We start from the raw sequence: 15971 nt of genomic DNA on the forward strand, positions 1-15971 counted from the left end.
CCGATCGCAAAACGGTCGGCCTAATATCATTACCGATCATTATTTTGCGGCACGCCTTCCGTTTTATTCCTTTCATCAAAACTTTAAATAGACCGGTAAGTTGTAATCGTTATTATTCGTTGTAGATGAGCAGGCGTTATTATTCTGCGGACGACAGGGCCGATTGCAAGAATGGAATTTAAGACTTTTTACTATCACACTAACCGGATAACCTATATTTATCATTTCGCCTCGCGGGGGATTGAATATGAGATAAATATCGAGCAGGTCACCCGTACCGATCAGGCCAGTATCAGCCTGCAGGAAGGCTTTATCCTGAGTAAAAATGGCGCGTATGAAGTTAGCTTTGATATTAAAGCGAACCGCTTAGCGAAGCAGTTATATGCACGGGCGTTGCCTGGCCAGGTGTCAGCAATACAGGTTATTCGCCAGATTGAGAAAGCATTAATTGCACACCTTGAGGAATTTAATGCTGGTATGTATATCTTCGCCGCCAGCGATATTAAGCTGGCTGCGATTTATCAACGCATCATTAAAAAACACCACGCCAGGGGAAATACTCTGGAATCAGGCTTTAAACCCATCGGGAGGGGATATGTTATACGGACAAAATACTGTTACCGCTGAGCAAAAAGAAGCTGAGCGAAAAGAAGATGAAGAGGCGGCGCAAAGATCTCTCAGGATTCTCACTGCGATGATGATGCGGGCCGGAGAAGCCTGGGATGCCTGGCAGGCCGAAGAAGCGGCGAAGGCAGCCGCCGCCGCGCAGGCTAACTCCTCTGCCAGCAAGTAACCGATTTTCCACTATCTGATAAGCGCCAACCGGCGCTTTTCTCTCACGCCACCCATGTTAAGCAAATGTGATCCCCTTCGCGAATTCTGCATGAGCAACTTGTATGGTAGTACGCTAAGAGCGTATTTTTTCACCATTGTCAGCGCACAAGGCGAACTCAGAATGAAAATTGTTAAAGCAGAAGTCTTTGTTACCTGCCCAGGCAGGAACTTTGTCACCGTTAAAATCACCACTGACCAGGGGCTGACCGGCGTCGGCGATGCCACACTCAACGGGCGTGAGCTGCCCGTTGCCTCCTACCTGAAAGATCACGTCTGCCCACAGCTGATTGGCCGCAATGCGCACCAGATTGAAGATATCTGGCAGTTCTTCTATAAGGGCGCTTACTGGCGTCGTGGCCCGGTCACCATGTCGGCGATCTCTGCCGTGGACCAGGCACTGTGGGATATCAAAGGGAAAGCGGCGAATATGCCGGTTTACCAGCTGCTGGGCGGCGCATCACGCACCGGGGTGATGGTTTACTGCCATACCACCGGCCATAGCATTGATGAAGTGATGGACGACTATGCCAAGCACCAGGAGCTGGGCTTTAAGGCGATCCGCGCTCAGTGCGGCGTGCCGGGGATGAAAACCACCTACGGCATGGCGAAGGGGAAAGGTGAAGCTTATGAACCCGCCACCAAAGGTGCCCGCCCGGAAGAGCAGCTGTGGTCGACCGAGAAATACCTCGACTTCACGCCGAAGCTGTTTGAGGCGATCCGCGACAAGTTTGGTTTCAACGAGCATCTGCTGCACGATATGCATCACCGCCTGACCCCGATTGAAGCGGCGCGCTTTGGCAAAAGCGTGGAAGCGTACCGCCTGTTCTGGATGGAAGACCCAACCCCGGCCGAAAACCAGGAGAGCTTCCGCCTTATCCGCCAGCACACCGTCACGCCGATTGCCGTCGGCGAGGTGTTTAACAGCATCTGGGACTGCAAGCAGCTGATTGAAGAGCAGCTGATCGACTATATCCGCACCACTATTACCCACGCGGGCGGCATCACCGGGATGCGCCGTATCGCCGACTTTGCCTCGCTCTACCAGGTTCGTACCGGCTCACACGGCCCGTCCGACCTGTCGCCAATCTGCATGGCGGCGGCGCTGCACTTTGACCTCTGGGTGCCTAACTTTGGCGTGCAGGAGTATATGGGCTATTCGGAGCAGATGCTGGAGGTGTTCCCGAACAGCTGGAGCTTCGACAACGGCTATATGCATCCGGGCGACAAGCCGGGCCTCGGCATTGAGTTTGATGAGAAGCTGGCGGCGAAATATCCCTACGAACCTGCGTATCTGCCGGTGGCACGCCTGGAAGACGGCACCCTGTGGAACTGGTAAGGAGAGAACAATGAAAAGTGTGGTGATTGAACGCCCGGGCGAACTGCAGCTGCAGGAGCGCCCGCTGCTCGCCCCGTCCACGGGTGAAGTGCGCGTCAAGGTGCGCTACGCCAGCATCTGCGGCTCTGACGTGCATATCTGGCACGGCCACAACCCCTTTGCCCGCTATCCGCGCGTTATCGGCCATGAGTTTTTTGGCGTAATTGACGCCGTCGGCGACGGGGTGGATGCTGCGCGCATCGGCGAACGTGTGGCGGTGGACCCGGTAGTGAGCTGCGGCCACTGCTACCCCTGCTCCATCGGCCGCCCTAACGTCTGTCGCGAGCTGCAGGTGATTGGCGTACATCGCGACGGCGGCTTCAGCGAGTATGCGCTGGCCCCGGCGGGCAATGCTTACACTCTGCCGGCAGCCATCCCTGATACGCTGGCCAGCCTGGTTGAGCCGTTTACCATCGCCGCCAATATCACCGCGTTCCTTAAGCCGCAGCCGGATGACGTGGCGCTGATTTACGGCTCCGGTCCGATGGGGCTGACCGCCATTCAGGTGCTGAAAGGCGTGTATAAGGTCAGGCAAGTGATTGTCGCCGATCGGCTGGATGAGCGACTGGCGATGGCCAAAGCCAATGGCGCGGACCTGGTGCTGAATAATGGCGAAACGCCGCTGGCAGAACAGCTGAATGGCGTGCAGCCTACGCTGATTATCGATGCCGCCTGCCATCCGTCGATTTTGGCGGAAGCGGCGGCGCTCGCCTCCCCCGCCGGGCGCATCGGCCTGCTTGGATTCTCCGGCGAGGCGTGCACCGTGACGCAGCAGAGCCTGACCAGCAAAGAGCTGTCGCTGTTCACCTCGCGCCTGAACAGCCACCGCTTCCCCGAGGTGATTGCCTGGATGGAGCAGGGGCTGATCCAGCCGGAAAAACTGGTTACCCATACGCTGCCGCTCACTCAGATTGAGCAGGCGATGACGCTGTTCGAAAAGGATCCGCGCAGCTGCTGCAAAGTGATTTTACAGGTTAGCTAACACCAGAACGCCGCAGGCCCGGTTCCCGGCCTGCGGTCAATATCAATACCTCAAACCCTACCCACTAAAAATATAACAAGCGGAGTTATTACTATGTTTAAGAACCTGCGCTGGACGATAGTCTTATTACTGTTCCTTGTTTACATGATCAACTATCTCGACCGCGTCGCGCTGTCGCTGACCGTGCCGATGATTGAAAAAGACCTGATGCTGAACGCCGAAGAGTTTGGCCTGATTTTCGGCAGCTTCTTCTTCGGCTATGCCATTTTTAACTTTGTCGGCGGTCTGGCGACCGACAAATTCGGCCCAACGCTGACCCTCGGCGTCGCCGTCGGGATGTGGTCGCTGTTCTGCGGCTTCACCGCGCTGGCGACCGGCTTCTGGTCGATGCTGATCCTGCGCGTGCTGTTCGGCATGGCGGAAGGGCCTATCTGCGCCTCGGCTAACAAGGCCATTAACGGCTGGTTCCCGAAAAAACAGGCGGCAACCGCGATGGGGCTGCTTAGCGCGGGTTCTCCGCTCGGCGGGGCCGTGGCGGGGCCGATTATTGGCTACCTCGCCCTCGCCTTTGGCTGGCGCCCGGCGTTTGCCATTATCTGCAGCATCGGCATCGTCTGGATGGTGGTGTGGTTCTTTATCGCCTCGGATAACCCGCTAAAAAGCAAAATCATCAGCGAGCGTGAGCGCGCCCTGATTGCGCAGATGAAAGATGAGCAGCTCAGTGCGGAAGAGGAGCTGTCGCAGTCGCAGCACGGGCTCGGCTACTACCTGCGCCAGCCGATCATTCTGGTCACGGCGTTCGCCTTCTTCTGCTACAACTATATTCTCTTCTTCTTCCTGAGCTGGTTCCCGGCCTATCTGGTACAGGCGCACGGGCTGGATATTAAGGCGATGAGCATCACCACCATGATCCCGTGGATTGTCGGTTTCGTCGGCCTGGCGCTGGGTGGGATCATTTCAGACAAGATCTTTAAAGTCACCGGTAAGTTACTGCTTGCCCGCAAAATTGTGCTGGTGGTCTCGTTAATGGCAGCGGCGATTTGTGTCGGCCTGGCGGGTACGGTAAAAGAGGTAACGTCGGCGGTTGGCCTGATGTCGGTTTCCATCTTCTTCCTGTATATCACCGGGGCCATTTACTGGGCGATTATTCAGGACGTGGTGCATAAGAGCCGCGTAGGCAGTATCAGTGGTTTTATCCATCTGATTGGCAGCCTGTCCGGTATCGTTGGCCCGATTGTCACCGGCTATATCGTGCAGCACACCGGCAAGTTTGACAGCGCCTTTATCCTCGCCGGCTGCGTGGCCGCGCTGGGCGCGCTGCTGGTACTACTGGTGATTAAACCGCCGAAAACCCATAACACCCCGGTTTCAGTGTGACCCCTGCGGGCGGGGATAACCCGCCCTAAACTAAGGATGTTTTATGCTCTCCCTCGATAAGCTTCCGCAAGACGTACAGCGCCCGCAGTATGACCGTAAGGCGCTGCGCACCCGCATGGTACATATCGGTTTTGGTGCTTTCCACCGCGCTCATCAGGCGGTATGCAGTGACCGCCTCGCCGCCGAGCAGGGCAGCGACTGGGGCTATTGTGAAATCAATCTCAACAGCGGCGAGCTGATTCAGGCTCTGCGCCAGCAGCAGCTGTGCTACAGCGTGGCAGAGATGGCCGATGACCGCCTCAATCTGCGGGTCATTGGCGTGGTGACCGCCGCTCTGCACGGCCAGTCCGACGGCATCAGTGCGGTGCTGGATGCACTGTGCCAGCCGGATGTGGCGATTGTTTCGATGACCGTGACGGAAAAAGGCTACTGCCATCATCCGGCCAGCGGCAAGCTGAACCTTGAACACCCGGCTATCGTGCACGATCTGGCCCATCCGGATGCGCCTGAGTCGCTGCCGGGCATTATTCTTGCCGCCATCCGCCGCCGCCGCGAGCTGGGGCTGGCTCCTTTCAGCGTGATGTCCTGTGACAATATGCCAGAAAACGGCCACGTCACGCGCCAGGTTATCAGCGCACTGGCCCGCCAGCAGCAGCCCGAACTGGCCGACTGGATTGCGCAGAACCTGACTTTCCCGTCGACCATGGTTGACCGTATCGTTCCGGCGATGACGGATGACACTCACCGCGCCCTGCACGATAAGCTGGGCTGCGAAGACCCGGTAGCCGTGGCCTGTGAACCCTTTTTCCAATGGGTGATTGAGGATAATTTTGTCAGCGGGCGCCCGGCCTGGGAGCTGGCTGGAGCAGAGCTGGTTACCGACGTACTGCCGTTCGAAGAGATGAAGCTGCGCATGCTGAACGGCAGCCACTCTTTTCTCGCTTACCTCGGCAATCTGGCGGGCTATGAACATATCAGCGACTGTATGGCCGATGCCAAATTTAAACAGGCCGCACGCCAGCTGATGCTCGACCAGCAGGCGCCGACGCTGCGCACTCAGGGCGTGGACCTGACGGCCTACGCCGATTCCCTGATAGCCCGCTACAGCAACCGCGCAATTAAGCACCGCACCGCGCAGATTGCCAACGATGGCAGTCAGAAGCTGCCGCAGCGCTGGCTGGACAGTATTCGCTGGCACCTCGCCAACGGCAGCAACTTTGACCTGCTGGCGCTTGGCGTGGCGGGCTGGATCCGCTATGTCGCTGGCAAGAACGAACGGGGAGAGCCCATCGCGATTAACGACCCGCTGCGTGACGATCTGGCGCAGCGTGTGGCATCCAGCAGCGAAGGTCAGGAGCGCGTGAGTGCATTACTGGCGATGACTAACGTATTTGGTGAAGATTTACCCGCCAGCGCGCAGTTTGTCAGCCGGGTCAACCATTTTTACCAGCAGCTGCTCAGCCAGGGTGCCAAACTGACGGTACATCAGCGGGTTGCTGACGTTTAACGGTAGCGCATAAACGCCATGCTGATTAGACTGGTGCTTTCCCGTCGCTCGCAGGCAGGCTGCTGAGTCTGCCGCAAAAGGAAGTTGCCGAATGTCGTATACCATTACCGCCAGTGAACCGGTCAACCAGCAAATCTACCGCTTTTTGCGCCAGGAGATCGTCACTTGCGCCATTCACCCCGGTTCGCTGCTGTCGGAAAAAGAGGTGTCTGCGCGCTTCAACGTCTCGCGCCAGCCGGTGCGTGAAGCCTTTATCAAACTGGCGGAAGCTGGACTGGTGCAGGTACTGCCGCAGCGTGGCACCTTCGTGCGTAAAATCTCCGCGCAGCGCGTGGCCGATGGGCGATTTATTCGTGAGGCGGTGGAAGTCGCAGTCGTGCGGCGGGCGGCCGTCGAAGCAAGTGCAGACGGCCTGGCGGCGCTGGAGCACAATCTGCAGCTGCAAAGACTGGCGGCAGAGCGCCATGACAGCCAGGCGTTCCTGCTGCTGGATGATGAGTTTCATCGCCTGATTGCGCAAAGTATTCACTGTGAGCTGGCATGGGAGACGGTGGAAAATATCAAAGCCACCATGGACCGTGTGCGCTTCCTGACGCTGAGCAAAGTCTCCCCGCCCGAAAGCCTGATTGAGCAGCACCAGCTGATATATCAGGCGCTGCGCGCGCGCGATGCCGATGCCGCCGAAAGTGCGCTGCGCCGTCATCTGCAGGAGATGATCTTCTCCATCACTCCGATTGCCGAGCAGAACAGCGAGTGGTTTGAAGCGCTGTGAAATCTGTCACGGGTCGACCGGAAAAAATGGTCGACCCCTACGGAATTTTGTAGGGGCTGACCCTCTTTTTCGGTCAGCCCGTTTTACCTCAAGCGATAGTCACGTTCTTCGCCAGATACACATCCTGCACCGAATTAATCAGCGCCACGCCCTCTTTCATCGACTTCTTAAACGCCTTGCGGCCAAGGATTAACCCCATGCCACCCGCACGTTTGTTGATCACCGCGGTACGCACCGATTCGGCGGTATCCGTCTCCCCTGCTGCTGCACCACCGGAGTTAATCAGCCCGGCGCGGCCCATATAGCAGTTCGCCAACTGATAACGCACCAGATCGATAGGATTATCACTGGTCAGTTTGCTGTAAACGCGCTCGTCGGTATGACCGAACTTCAGCGCCTGGTAGCCGCCGTTATTCTCCGCCATCTTCTGCTTAACGATATCCGCCCCGATGGTGGCGGCCAGATGGTTGGCCTGGCCGGTCAGATCGGCGCTGGCGTGGTAATCCACCCCCTCCTTCTTGAAGCTATCGTTGCGCAGGTAGGCCCATAGCACGGTGACCATTCCCAGCTCATGCGCGCGCTCAAACGCGGCGGAGATCTCCTCAATCTGGCGACGCGACTGCTCAGAACCGAAATAAATCGTGGCACCGACCGCCACCGCACCAAGATTGAACGCCTGCTCGACGCTGGCGTACAGGGTCTGGTCGTACTGCGTTGGGTAGCTGAGGGTTTCGTTGTGGTTCAGCTTGACCATAAACGGAATGCGGTGGGCATAGCGGCGCGATACCGACGCCAGCACGCCATAGGTGGACGCCACGCAGTTGCATCCGGCTTCAATCGCCAGCTCCACGATATTTTTCGGATCAAAATAGAGGGGATTGGCGGCGAAGGAGGCGCCCGCAGAGTGCTCAACGCCCTGATCGACTGGCAGGATAGAGAGGTAACCTGTCCCGGCTAAACGTCCGGTGTTGTACAGGGTTTGCATATTGCGCAGTACCGCAGGCGGGCGGTTATTATCCACCATCACCCGATCAACATAATCCGCGCCCGGGAGATAGAGGCTGTCCGCTGGAATAGTCATGCAGCGATGTTGCAAAAGAGAGTCTGCTTCTTTGCCCAATAACTGTACGATGTCCGTCATGGTAACTCCTGTCAAAGTTGTGGAGGCCGCAGCGAAGCGGCCCGCGGGTCAGACTGACTGACCTCAACAGGGTGAACCCAAAACGGCCATTAAGGCAAATTGCTGACTCCATTTTTCAGAAGGATCCGCACTAAAAAGCGTGAGGGGCTGTGCGCTACCACCACTGATGGAAATGGTGCACCGGGCCGTGCCCGTGGCCGACCTCCAGCGAGTCAGCCTGCTCCAGCGCCCCCTGCAGCCACTGCTTGGCGGCCTGCACCGTCGTTACCCAGTTATCATGGCGCGGACGCAGCGCTGCCAGCGCCGCCGAGAGCGTGCAGCCGGTGCCGTGGGTGTTGCGCGTGTTAATACGCGGTGCGGTGAAGCGCTGTTCTAACTCGCGGGTTAATAGCCAGTCAGGGCTCTCCTCTTCGCTGAGGTGGCCGCCCTTCATCAGCACCGCCTGGCAGCCGAGCGCCAGCAGCGCCCGCCCTTGTGCGCGCATCTCGGTTTCGTTGCGCGCGGGCTGGCACTGTAACAGAGCCGCGGCTTCAGGCAGGTTTGGGGTGATCAACGCTACCTGCGGCAGCAGGCGTTCGCGTAGCGTGGCAACGGCCTCCACCGAGAGCAGCGGATCGCCGCTTTTCGCCAGCATCACCGTATCCAGCACCACCCACGGTGCGCTGGCACCCTTCAGGCGATCGGCCACCACGTCGACGATGGCACTTTCCGCCAGCATGCCGATTTTAATGGTGTCGATGCGCACGTCGGACAGCACCGAATCCAGCTGCGCGGCGACAAAATCCGGCTCAATGCGATACACCGAATGCACCCCGGTAGTGTTTTGCGCCACCAGCGCGGTGATCACGCTGGTGCCGTAAGCGCCCAGCGCGGAGAACGCCTTAAGATCGGCTTGAATACCCGCCCCGCCGCTCGGGTCGGTACCGGCAATAGTCATGGCGTTAATACGTTTCATACCAGCGCCTCCGGATTGAGTTGGTACAGGGCATCGAGAAACGCCGGGATAAAGCTGCCCGGCCCCTTCACCTGCGCGGCAGCACGCTCGCCAGCCAGCGACACCACGCGGCAGGCGCTGGCGACATTCACCAGACGGTCGCCCGGCAGCGCGGCAAACCCGGCCACCACCGCCGACAGTGCACAGCCGGTACCCACCACGCGAGTCATCAAGGGCGAACCGCCGCTTACGCTTAGCGTGCGCTGCCCGTCGGTGACAAAATCGACCTCGCCGGTTACAGCAATCACCGCGCCGCTGGCAAGCGCTAGGGTTTCGGCGGCCTGTAACGCTGCATCCGACGGATGCAGGCTGTCGACGCCACGCCCGCTGACCGCCTGTTTTGCCAGCGCCATAATTTCGGAAGCATTACCGCGGATCGCGGCGGGCCTGCTCGCCAGCAGCCGCTGACAGAATTCACTGCGGAAATCCAGCGCGCCGACCGCCACCGGGTCCAGCGTCCAGGCGTGTCCGGCGCCATTCGCCGCGCCGATCGCCGCACGCATCGCGTCACTGCGCGAATGCGTTAGCGTGCCGACGTTGACCAGTAAGGCATCGGCGATGGCGCTGAACTGCGCGGCTTCATCCGGGTCGATCACCATCGCCGGGGAGGCCCCCAGCGCCAGCAGCACGTTGGCAGTAAAGGTTTGCACCACGTCATTGGTCATACAGTGGATTAACGGTGATTTTTGGCGAAACAGCGCCAGAGAGTGGGCCACGTCGGCGTGGCTGAGGCTTTGAGGTTGGATCATGATTACTCCCAACCGGCGATCAAGAAGGCGATGCCGGTCGGGCATCTGACTTCCCTACGCTGGCATTATCCAGTTCAGGTTATGCGGGTTTTTCTCAGCCGGACGGTTGGTCTGGCACCCCGAGTCATTGATAAATCTTTAAATTTTCGAATTCATTACGCCTGCAGCGAAGTCACAGAATACGGGGGATGGCGCTATCTTGTAAACCCATTTGTCATTCACTTTTTACAGGATGCTTGTCGATTTTCGCGCACAATCATGGGAAGAATTCGTGCAGCATTTTTTCTTTACCTAGGGTAAAGACTAAAAAATCACTCTCGCTAAACTGTTTTTCTTTGATTAGGGTAGATTTTAACGTTTCAAACTTAGGGGAGTCAGTAAAGAAAAGTGCCGTAATATAGTCGGAATCGACGAGATTATCCTTCTCAGAAAGTTGGATAACCTTTTGATAACATGCTTCATCTCTGTGCCCTAAACGCTCTTTTAACATGCACTCAGTCAGCAGATCAATTCGGCTAAAGCGCTGTTTAATGATTACTTCAAGACCAGCAAGACCTTGTTGATAATGTTTTTCAGCAATCAGGTTATTGACGTACATTTTCCTCACCCATATATTATCGGGGTTTTTAGTAACAAGGATTTTTAATTTCTCTAAGAGAATAATCTTTTCAGCAGGATCGGCAATCGTCATTCGCTTGGTGAGGTCACTAGCTTGCTGAGTGCTTTTGTCCATATGATGAATTTCTTCAACCGCCATAGTTGAAAAAGAAAAAAACATAAAAACATAAAAAAAGAGAATTTTTCTTTTGGATAAAGTATTCATAACATCTCTATTTAAATTTATGTAAGTCAATATGATTGGTTGTATCTCCCGGTACTGGTCTAATTAATCCTGTATAGCCAGTATCTAATACGTAACCAGCTTTAACTTCCAAAGATGGCAGTCGATATCTTTAACTCGAAAGAGGCATGCAGCACTCCCACACCCTCTGCAGGTAAAACAGAAAACTGATGAAAACGAAATGATTTAGTTGGCATCGTTGCATCCGTTGCGATAAAAATCCGTTTAAAAATAGCATGCTCTTCGAAACAAAGAATATAGATATACCAGCCGTTTTTTCAATAGCATTTCACGAATTTAATAGTTAAAGCATCAAATAATTAAATCCGCATTTATTGGTTTAATCTCTGCCCTGAGTGTTGCACTCAGGGCAATTCTACCCCTGCTCCGCCACCGGCAGCGTCAGCGTACCGACGTTGATCAGCAGCCCATCGGCAATCGTGCTGAACTGCGCGGCCACTTCCGGGTCGATAACCATCGCCGGGGAAGCGCCCAGTGCCAGCAGCTCATTGGCAGTAAAGGTTTGCGCCACGTCGGCGTGGCTGAGGCTTTGAGGTTGGATCATGATGACTCCCAACCGGCGATCAAGGAGGCGATGCCGGTCGGGCATCTGACTTCCCTACGCTGGCATTATCCAGTTCAGGTTATGCGGGTTTTTCTCAGCCGGACGGTTGGCCTGGCACACCGAGTCATTGATAAATCTTTAAATTTTCGAATTCATTACGCCTGCAGCGAAGTCACAGAATGCGGGGGATGGTGCTATCTTGTAAACCCATTTGTCATGCATCCGAATACGAGACGCATCTCGTAGGTGACAGGTTGCGCAACGCCGATAATCCCCCCTCTTTAACCGTGCCAACACCACAATGACATCCAAATAACAGAGACAGAAATGAAACTTTTTATTGCCGCAACACTTCTCGCCCTCTCTGCATCAGCCTGCGCAGAGTCAGCACCACACTGGAGCTATGAAGGCCAGGCTGGACCAGAAAACTGGGGAAACCTGAGCGAAAAGTTCGCTACCTGTAAACTGGGCCAGTTCCAGTCACCTATCGATATCCGTTTCGTGACCAAAGCTAACCTTCCCGCGCTCAAAATGGATTATCACTCCGAGGCCGAGAGCCTGGTAAACAATGGTCACACCCTGCAGGTCACCGTTGATGATGAAGATGAGTTTAAACTGGATAACCGTGTGTTCACCCTGCGCCAGTATCACTTCCACGCGCCAAGCGAGAACCTGATTAACGGTAAACGTTATCCGCTGGAAGTGCATTTTGTACATGCCGATGCTAAGGGCTCACTGGCGGTAGTGGCGGTGATGTTTGACGTGGGTGCGGAAAACAGTGCCCTCAACCCTATCCTTAAGCACATTCCGGCTGAGTTAAACCAGAGTGTGAAGCTGGATGAGCGTTATGACCTGAAACCCCTGTTCCCGACCGATCTACACTACTACCGTTTCAGCGGCTCGCTGACCACACCACCTTGCACAGAGGGCTTGCGCTGGCTGGTGATGAAAAATCCGGTCACCTTGTCCGCAGCACAGCTGGCGCAGTTCCAGAAAGCGCTGGCACAGAGCAACAATCGCCCGGTGCAGCCGCTGAATGGCCGTATGGTGGTCGAGTAAAGGCTTCTCTATCCCTGCTCCGCCACCAGCAGCGCCAGCGTATCCGGCTCCAGCGCCTTGAAGATATGCGGGCGATCGCCGGGATAGCAGATGTAATCGCCGGGAAATAACTCTTCCGGCGACTCTTTCAGCCCCACCAGCGCCCGCCCCTGGGTGATGATAATATGCTCAACAGAGCCGGGAATATGGGGCTGTGAGAGGCGTTCCTCGCCAGGCTGGGTGATCAGCAGATAGATATCCCGCCGCGCGCCCGGCGGACAGCTGGCCAGCAGGATGGCCTCATAGTTGCCGCGCTCGGCCACCACTTTACTTCCCTCTCCACGCCGTACCACCTGAGTCTTATTGCTCTCCGGCTCCAGCAGTTTAGCAAACGGGATATTCAGCGCCACGCACAGCGCCCACAGCGTTTCCAGGCTGGGATTGCCGTTACCCGCCTCCAGCTGCGACAGCGTGGATTTAGCGATCTCTGCCCGCCGGGCGACTTCGGCCAGCGACAGCCCTGCACGCGTCCGCTCGCGCACCAGGCTTTGGGCAATCAGGGCGATTGGCTGGGTCATGCCTTACCTCACAGTTCGTTAAAACGAACGAAACGTTCGTCTTGATAACCTATTCTAATGCGTTCATTATAATGGCAGTTTCGTTCGATAGGGTTAGAAAAGCATGTTTAGCCACAATTTTTCCTCGCTGACGCCCGCCACGCGTAAGGCGATCTACCTGATCTGCCTTGCCGTTGGCGTGGTGGGTGTTTCCTACGGTTCTCTGGCAACGGCTTACGGTTTTCCGCTGTGGGTGCCGCTGTTCTCCTCGCTGTTTGTGCTGGCCGGGGCGTCAGAGTTTATGTTTATCGCCATTATTGCCAGCGGCGGCAATCCGTTAGCCGCCGCCGCCGCCGGGCTGCTGGTCAATGCCCGCCATTTTCCATTTGGCATTGCGGTGCGCGACCTGGTCGGTTCACGCCTCTCCGCGCTGCTTGGCTGCCATATTATGAATGACGAGAGCGTGGTATTTGGCCTATCGCAGTCCACGCCGCAGCAGCGTAAGGCCGCATTCTGGCTGTGCGGGCTAGGGGTGGCGATCGTCTGGCCGCTTGGGGCGCTGATCGGCAGCCTGATTGGCACCCTGCTGCCCGATACCAGCGTGATTGGGCTGGATGCCGTGTTTCCGGCGATCCTGCTGGCGCTGGTGATCCCGGCGTTTAAGTCTCGTACCACCCTGACGCGCGCCTCCTGCGGCGCGGCGCTGTCGCTGCTGGCAGTGCCGTTTACTCCGGTCGGCTTACCGGTGCTGCTGTCGATGGCCGGCCTACTGGCGAGGAGGAAATAATGCCCGCTCACTCTTTGATCATCAGCGGTATCGCGATTCTGGCGCTCGGCACCTGGCTGATGCGTTTTGCCGGAGCAAAACTCGGTAACCGCATGGCGCTGTCAGAAAATGCGCGCACGCTGCTCTCCGATGCCGCCACCACGCTGCTGTTTGCCGTTGCCCTGGCGAATACCCTCTATGAAGGGGTACATTTTGCCGGGATTGCCCGCGTGGCCGGGGTGGCCGTGGCCGTGCTGCTGGCCTGGCGTAAGGCGCCGCTGATCGTCGTGATCTTCGCGGCGGCGCTGGTCACCGCCCTGCTGCGTTATGCCGGGGTCAGCTAACCTCCTTTGCGCGCTTTTTCTTCTTCAGAAACGGCTGTTTTGCGATAAACTCTGCGCCGTTGCCACACGGCGTTTTGCTGCAGGAGTTTCATCATGAATATTCGTCCGTTTACCGAAGCTGACCGCCCATTTTTGCGCACGCTGTTTCTCGCCTCGCGCAAGGTGAACTGGACCTGGCTGGACGACGCCGAATGGCAGTTAGAGGATTTTGACCGCGTGACGCTCGGCGAGCGCGTGCTGGTGGCAGAAGAGGACGGGCACCGCGTGGGTTTTGCCGCGGTGCTGGATAACGATAACTTTTTGCACAGCCTGTTTATTGATCCGGCCTGGCAGGGCAGCGGCGCGGGCAGCGCGCTGTTGCAGGCGGTACAGAACAGCTTTACCTCTACCGGGGCGCTCAAGTGTCTGGCGGAAAACTTACAGGCGCAGAGCTTCTATAAAAAGCACGGCTGGCGGGTAGTGGCGCAGGGCGAGAGCGACCAGGGTGAATACCTGTTAATGCACTACGTGCTGAAATAGCCGCCACCGCAGCATCACACCTGCACTGAAATATAAAATCGGCTTGCCGCCTGTCGAACACAACCGACTATAATGCGGTTTTAGCTCTAAGAATGGCGCCAGAACCGACGATGACCAACAGACCTCTTCACGAACAGGCGGGCGTAAGCAAAAACGCTTATGAGATGCTGCAATATCTGAAGCGCATTGCGCGTGGCGACAAGGCCTTTACTATCCAGGACACCCTGCTCAACCACCGCTGCAACGTGACGCCGGATAATGACTTTACCCTGATTAACCAGCTGTTTGACGGTGGGAAAATCGATTTTGATTATTCGATGGTGGATGGCTTCCAGCAGCGGCACGTGCGTTTAGTGTGAAATATCTTAAACAGGCCGACCAAAATAAAGGTCGGCCCCTATAAAGATAGAGAATTACAGCGCGCGGAAGGCGATATCCTGCGGGATAACGTCGCCCTGCCAGTAAAGCTGGGCCGCCACGGCGTTCGCCAGCTGGCGGTAAAGGCGCGTAAACTCACTGTCCGGTCGGCGCACCACGGTTGGCTCACCAGCATCGAGGTCTTCGCGCAGGCTGATGTGCAGCGGCATCTGGCTCAGCAGCCGGGTGTGATACTGCGCCGCCAGCTTCTCCGCCCCGCCGGTGCCAAAGATCGGTTCATGATGGCCGCACTGGCTACAGATATGCATGCTCATATTTTCCACCACGCCCAGTACCGGAACGTTGACCTTCTCGAACATCACAATACCCTTGCGCGCATCCAACAGCGCAATATCCTGCGGTGTGGTGACCACTATCGCCCCGGTCACCGGCACGTTCTGCGCCAGCGTCAGCTGGATGTCTCCGGTGCCTGGCGGCATATCGAGGATCAGGTAATCCAGCTCCGGCCACAGCGTTTCATTCAGCAGCTGCATCAGCGCCTTGCTGGCCATCGGGCCGCGCCACACCATGGCGTTATCTTCGCTGACCAGGTAGCCAATCGAGTTGGTTGCCAGGCCGTGCGCCACGATCGGCGCCATATGCGTGCCGTCCGGTGAGGTCGGGCGCTGATCTTCCACGCCGAGCATATCCGGGATCGACGGGCCGTAGATATCCGCATCCAGCAAACCCACTTTCGCCCCTTCCGCGGCCAGCGCCAGCGCCAGATTCACCGCCGTCGTCGATTTCCCCACCCCGCCCTTACCGGAGCTGATGGCGATAATATTTTTCACGCCGTTGGTGCCCGGGCGGTTTTTCACCCGCTGCAGAGTGGCAACATCCAGCGTTAAGCGCCAGGCTATCGCACTCGCCTGAGTCAGGCGCAGCAGCTCGGCGCTGAGCGAAGCTTTCAGCTCCTCAAACGGGCTTTGCCAGACAAACGGCATGCTCAGTTCGATATGCAGCGTGTTATCCATCAGCGCGCAGTGGCGTAACGCCTTCAACGTAGTGAGGTTGTGCTGCAGAGTGGGGTGTTCAAACGTCGTCAGCACGCCCATCACGATAGCACGCAGCGCCTCGGGGGAGTGATGCCCCCTGGATTGTGAAGTCATCTCGGTTCCTTGATATTGCTGGTGGTTTTGTTCGATATCTGCGTTTAAGCATATCAGATCTGCCATGTGCTGACCTTAGCCGCT

The 15971-nt window shown here is 56.9% G+C and carries 17 protein-coding genes, 1 pseudogene and 2 riboswitches; of the genes and pseudogenes, 11 read left to right on the forward strand and 7 right to left on the reverse strand.

Annotated elements, in window-relative coordinates:
- Positions 1-171: 171 nt before the first annotated feature.
- From ID864_RS08000 to ID864_RS08025, 6 genes are all read left to right on the forward strand, one after another.
- On the forward strand, positions 172-627 hold the full coding sequence (locus ID864_RS08000) for a hypothetical protein (RefSeq protein WP_048915556.1): 456 nt from the start codon (positions 172-174) through the stop codon (positions 625-627).
- Positions 628-955: 328 nt separating this feature from the next.
- Positions 956-2170, forward strand: a complete 1215-nt coding sequence (gene manD / locus ID864_RS08005; RefSeq protein WP_048915555.1) for a D-mannonate dehydratase ManD — start codon at positions 956-958, stop codon at positions 2168-2170.
- 10 nt (positions 2171-2180) lie between these two features.
- Positions 2181-3191, forward strand: coding sequence for a Zn-dependent oxidoreductase (locus ID864_RS08010; RefSeq protein WP_191149695.1), 1011 nt, complete (start codon positions 2181-2183; stop codon positions 3189-3191).
- A 93-nt stretch (positions 3192-3284) separates the two neighbouring features.
- Positions 3285-4568 (forward strand): MFS transporter, encoded by a 1284-nt coding sequence (locus ID864_RS08015; protein ID WP_191149696.1) that lies wholly within the window; start codon positions 3285-3287, stop codon positions 4566-4568.
- A 43-nt stretch (positions 4569-4611) separates the two neighbouring features.
- On the forward strand, positions 4612-6075 hold the full coding sequence (locus ID864_RS08020; protein WP_048915552.1) for a mannitol dehydrogenase family protein: 1464 nt from the start codon (positions 4612-4614) through the stop codon (positions 6073-6075).
- Positions 6076-6166: 91 nt separating this feature from the next.
- Positions 6167-6847, forward strand: coding sequence for a GntR family transcriptional regulator (locus ID864_RS08025; protein ID WP_048915551.1), 681 nt, complete (start codon positions 6167-6169; stop codon positions 6845-6847).
- An 88-nt stretch (positions 6848-6935) separates the two neighbouring features.
- Here the strand turns inward: ID864_RS08025 and fbaB are convergent, their stop codons facing one another.
- From fbaB to ID864_RS08050, 5 genes and pseudogenes are all read right to left on the reverse strand, one after another.
- Positions 6936-7988 (reverse strand): class I fructose-bisphosphate aldolase, encoded by a 1053-nt coding sequence (gene fbaB / locus ID864_RS08030; protein ID WP_048915550.1) that lies wholly within the window; start codon positions 7986-7988, stop codon positions 6936-6938.
- Between the two features lie 154 nt (positions 7989-8142).
- On the reverse strand, positions 8143-8943 hold the full coding sequence (thiD, locus tag ID864_RS08035; RefSeq protein WP_191149697.1) for a bifunctional hydroxymethylpyrimidine kinase/phosphomethylpyrimidine kinase: 801 nt from the start codon (positions 8941-8943) through the stop codon (positions 8143-8145).
- The gene (gene thiM / locus ID864_RS08040) at positions 8940-9731 is read right to left on the reverse strand and encodes a hydroxyethylthiazole kinase (RefSeq protein ID WP_048915548.1); all 792 of its coding nucleotides are present in this window, start codon (positions 9729-9731) and stop codon (positions 8940-8942) included. The genes thiD and thiM overlap by 4 nt, the downstream gene beginning before the upstream one ends.
- 34 nt (positions 9732-9765) lie before the next feature.
- Positions 9766-9863: riboswitch (TPP riboswitch) on the reverse strand.
- 124 nt (positions 9864-9987) lie between these two features.
- Positions 9988-10554 (reverse strand): hypothetical protein, encoded by a 567-nt coding sequence (locus ID864_RS08045; RefSeq protein WP_191149698.1) that lies wholly within the window; start codon positions 10552-10554, stop codon positions 9988-9990.
- A gap of 418 nt (positions 10555-10972) precedes the next feature.
- Positions 10973-11137, reverse strand: a pseudogene (locus ID864_RS08050) (hydroxyethylthiazole kinase); the annotation flags it as partial.
- 34 nt (positions 11138-11171) lie between these two features.
- Positions 11172-11269: riboswitch (TPP riboswitch) on the reverse strand.
- A 195-nt stretch (positions 11270-11464) separates the two neighbouring features.
- Here ID864_RS08050 and ID864_RS08055 point away from each other — a divergent pair.
- Positions 11465-12196: a carbonic anhydrase gene (locus ID864_RS08055; RefSeq protein ID WP_048915547.1), complete on the forward strand. Its 732-nt coding sequence runs from the start codon at positions 11465-11467 to the stop codon at positions 12194-12196.
- 8 nt (positions 12197-12204) lie between these two features.
- On the opposite strand, the gene ID864_RS08060 is transcribed toward ID864_RS08055, so the two are convergent.
- On the reverse strand, positions 12205-12753 hold the full coding sequence (locus tag ID864_RS08060; RefSeq protein WP_048915546.1) for a helix-turn-helix domain-containing protein: 549 nt from the start codon (positions 12751-12753) through the stop codon (positions 12205-12207).
- Between the two features lie 103 nt (positions 12754-12856).
- Between ID864_RS08060 and ID864_RS08065 the strand changes: the two genes are divergently transcribed.
- The 4 genes from ID864_RS08065 to ID864_RS08080 all read left to right on the forward strand — a co-directional run bounded on the left by ID864_RS08065 (position 12857) and on the right by ID864_RS08080 (position 14720).
- A complete protein-coding gene (locus ID864_RS08065; RefSeq protein WP_048915545.1) occupies positions 12857-13519 on the forward strand; it encodes an AzlC family ABC transporter permease in 663 nt (220 codons plus the stop codon).
- The gene (locus ID864_RS08070; RefSeq protein WP_048915544.1) at positions 13519-13842 is read left to right on the forward strand and encodes an AzlD domain-containing protein; all 324 of its coding nucleotides are present in this window, start codon (positions 13519-13521) and stop codon (positions 13840-13842) included. Before ID864_RS08065 ends, ID864_RS08070 begins: the two co-directional genes overlap by 1 nt.
- A gap of 93 nt (positions 13843-13935) precedes the next feature.
- A complete protein-coding gene (locus ID864_RS08075; protein ID WP_099754740.1) occupies positions 13936-14361 on the forward strand; it encodes a GNAT family N-acetyltransferase in 426 nt (141 codons plus the stop codon).
- A gap of 110 nt (positions 14362-14471) precedes the next feature.
- The gene (locus tag ID864_RS08080; protein ID WP_062818168.1) at positions 14472-14720 is read left to right on the forward strand and encodes a hypothetical protein; all 249 of its coding nucleotides are present in this window, start codon (positions 14472-14474) and stop codon (positions 14718-14720) included.
- A gap of 54 nt (positions 14721-14774) precedes the next feature.
- On the opposite strand, the gene apbC is transcribed toward ID864_RS08080, so the two are convergent.
- Positions 14775-15887: an iron-sulfur cluster carrier protein ApbC gene (apbC, locus tag ID864_RS08085; protein ID WP_191149699.1), complete on the reverse strand. Its 1113-nt coding sequence runs from the start codon at positions 15885-15887 to the stop codon at positions 14775-14777.
- Positions 15888-15971 lie beyond the last annotated feature (84 nt).

The organism is Erwinia aphidicola, from assembly GCF_014773485.1.
In the GTDB taxonomy this organism is placed as follows: Bacteria; Pseudomonadota; Gammaproteobacteria; order Enterobacterales; family Enterobacteriaceae; genus Erwinia; species Erwinia aphidicola.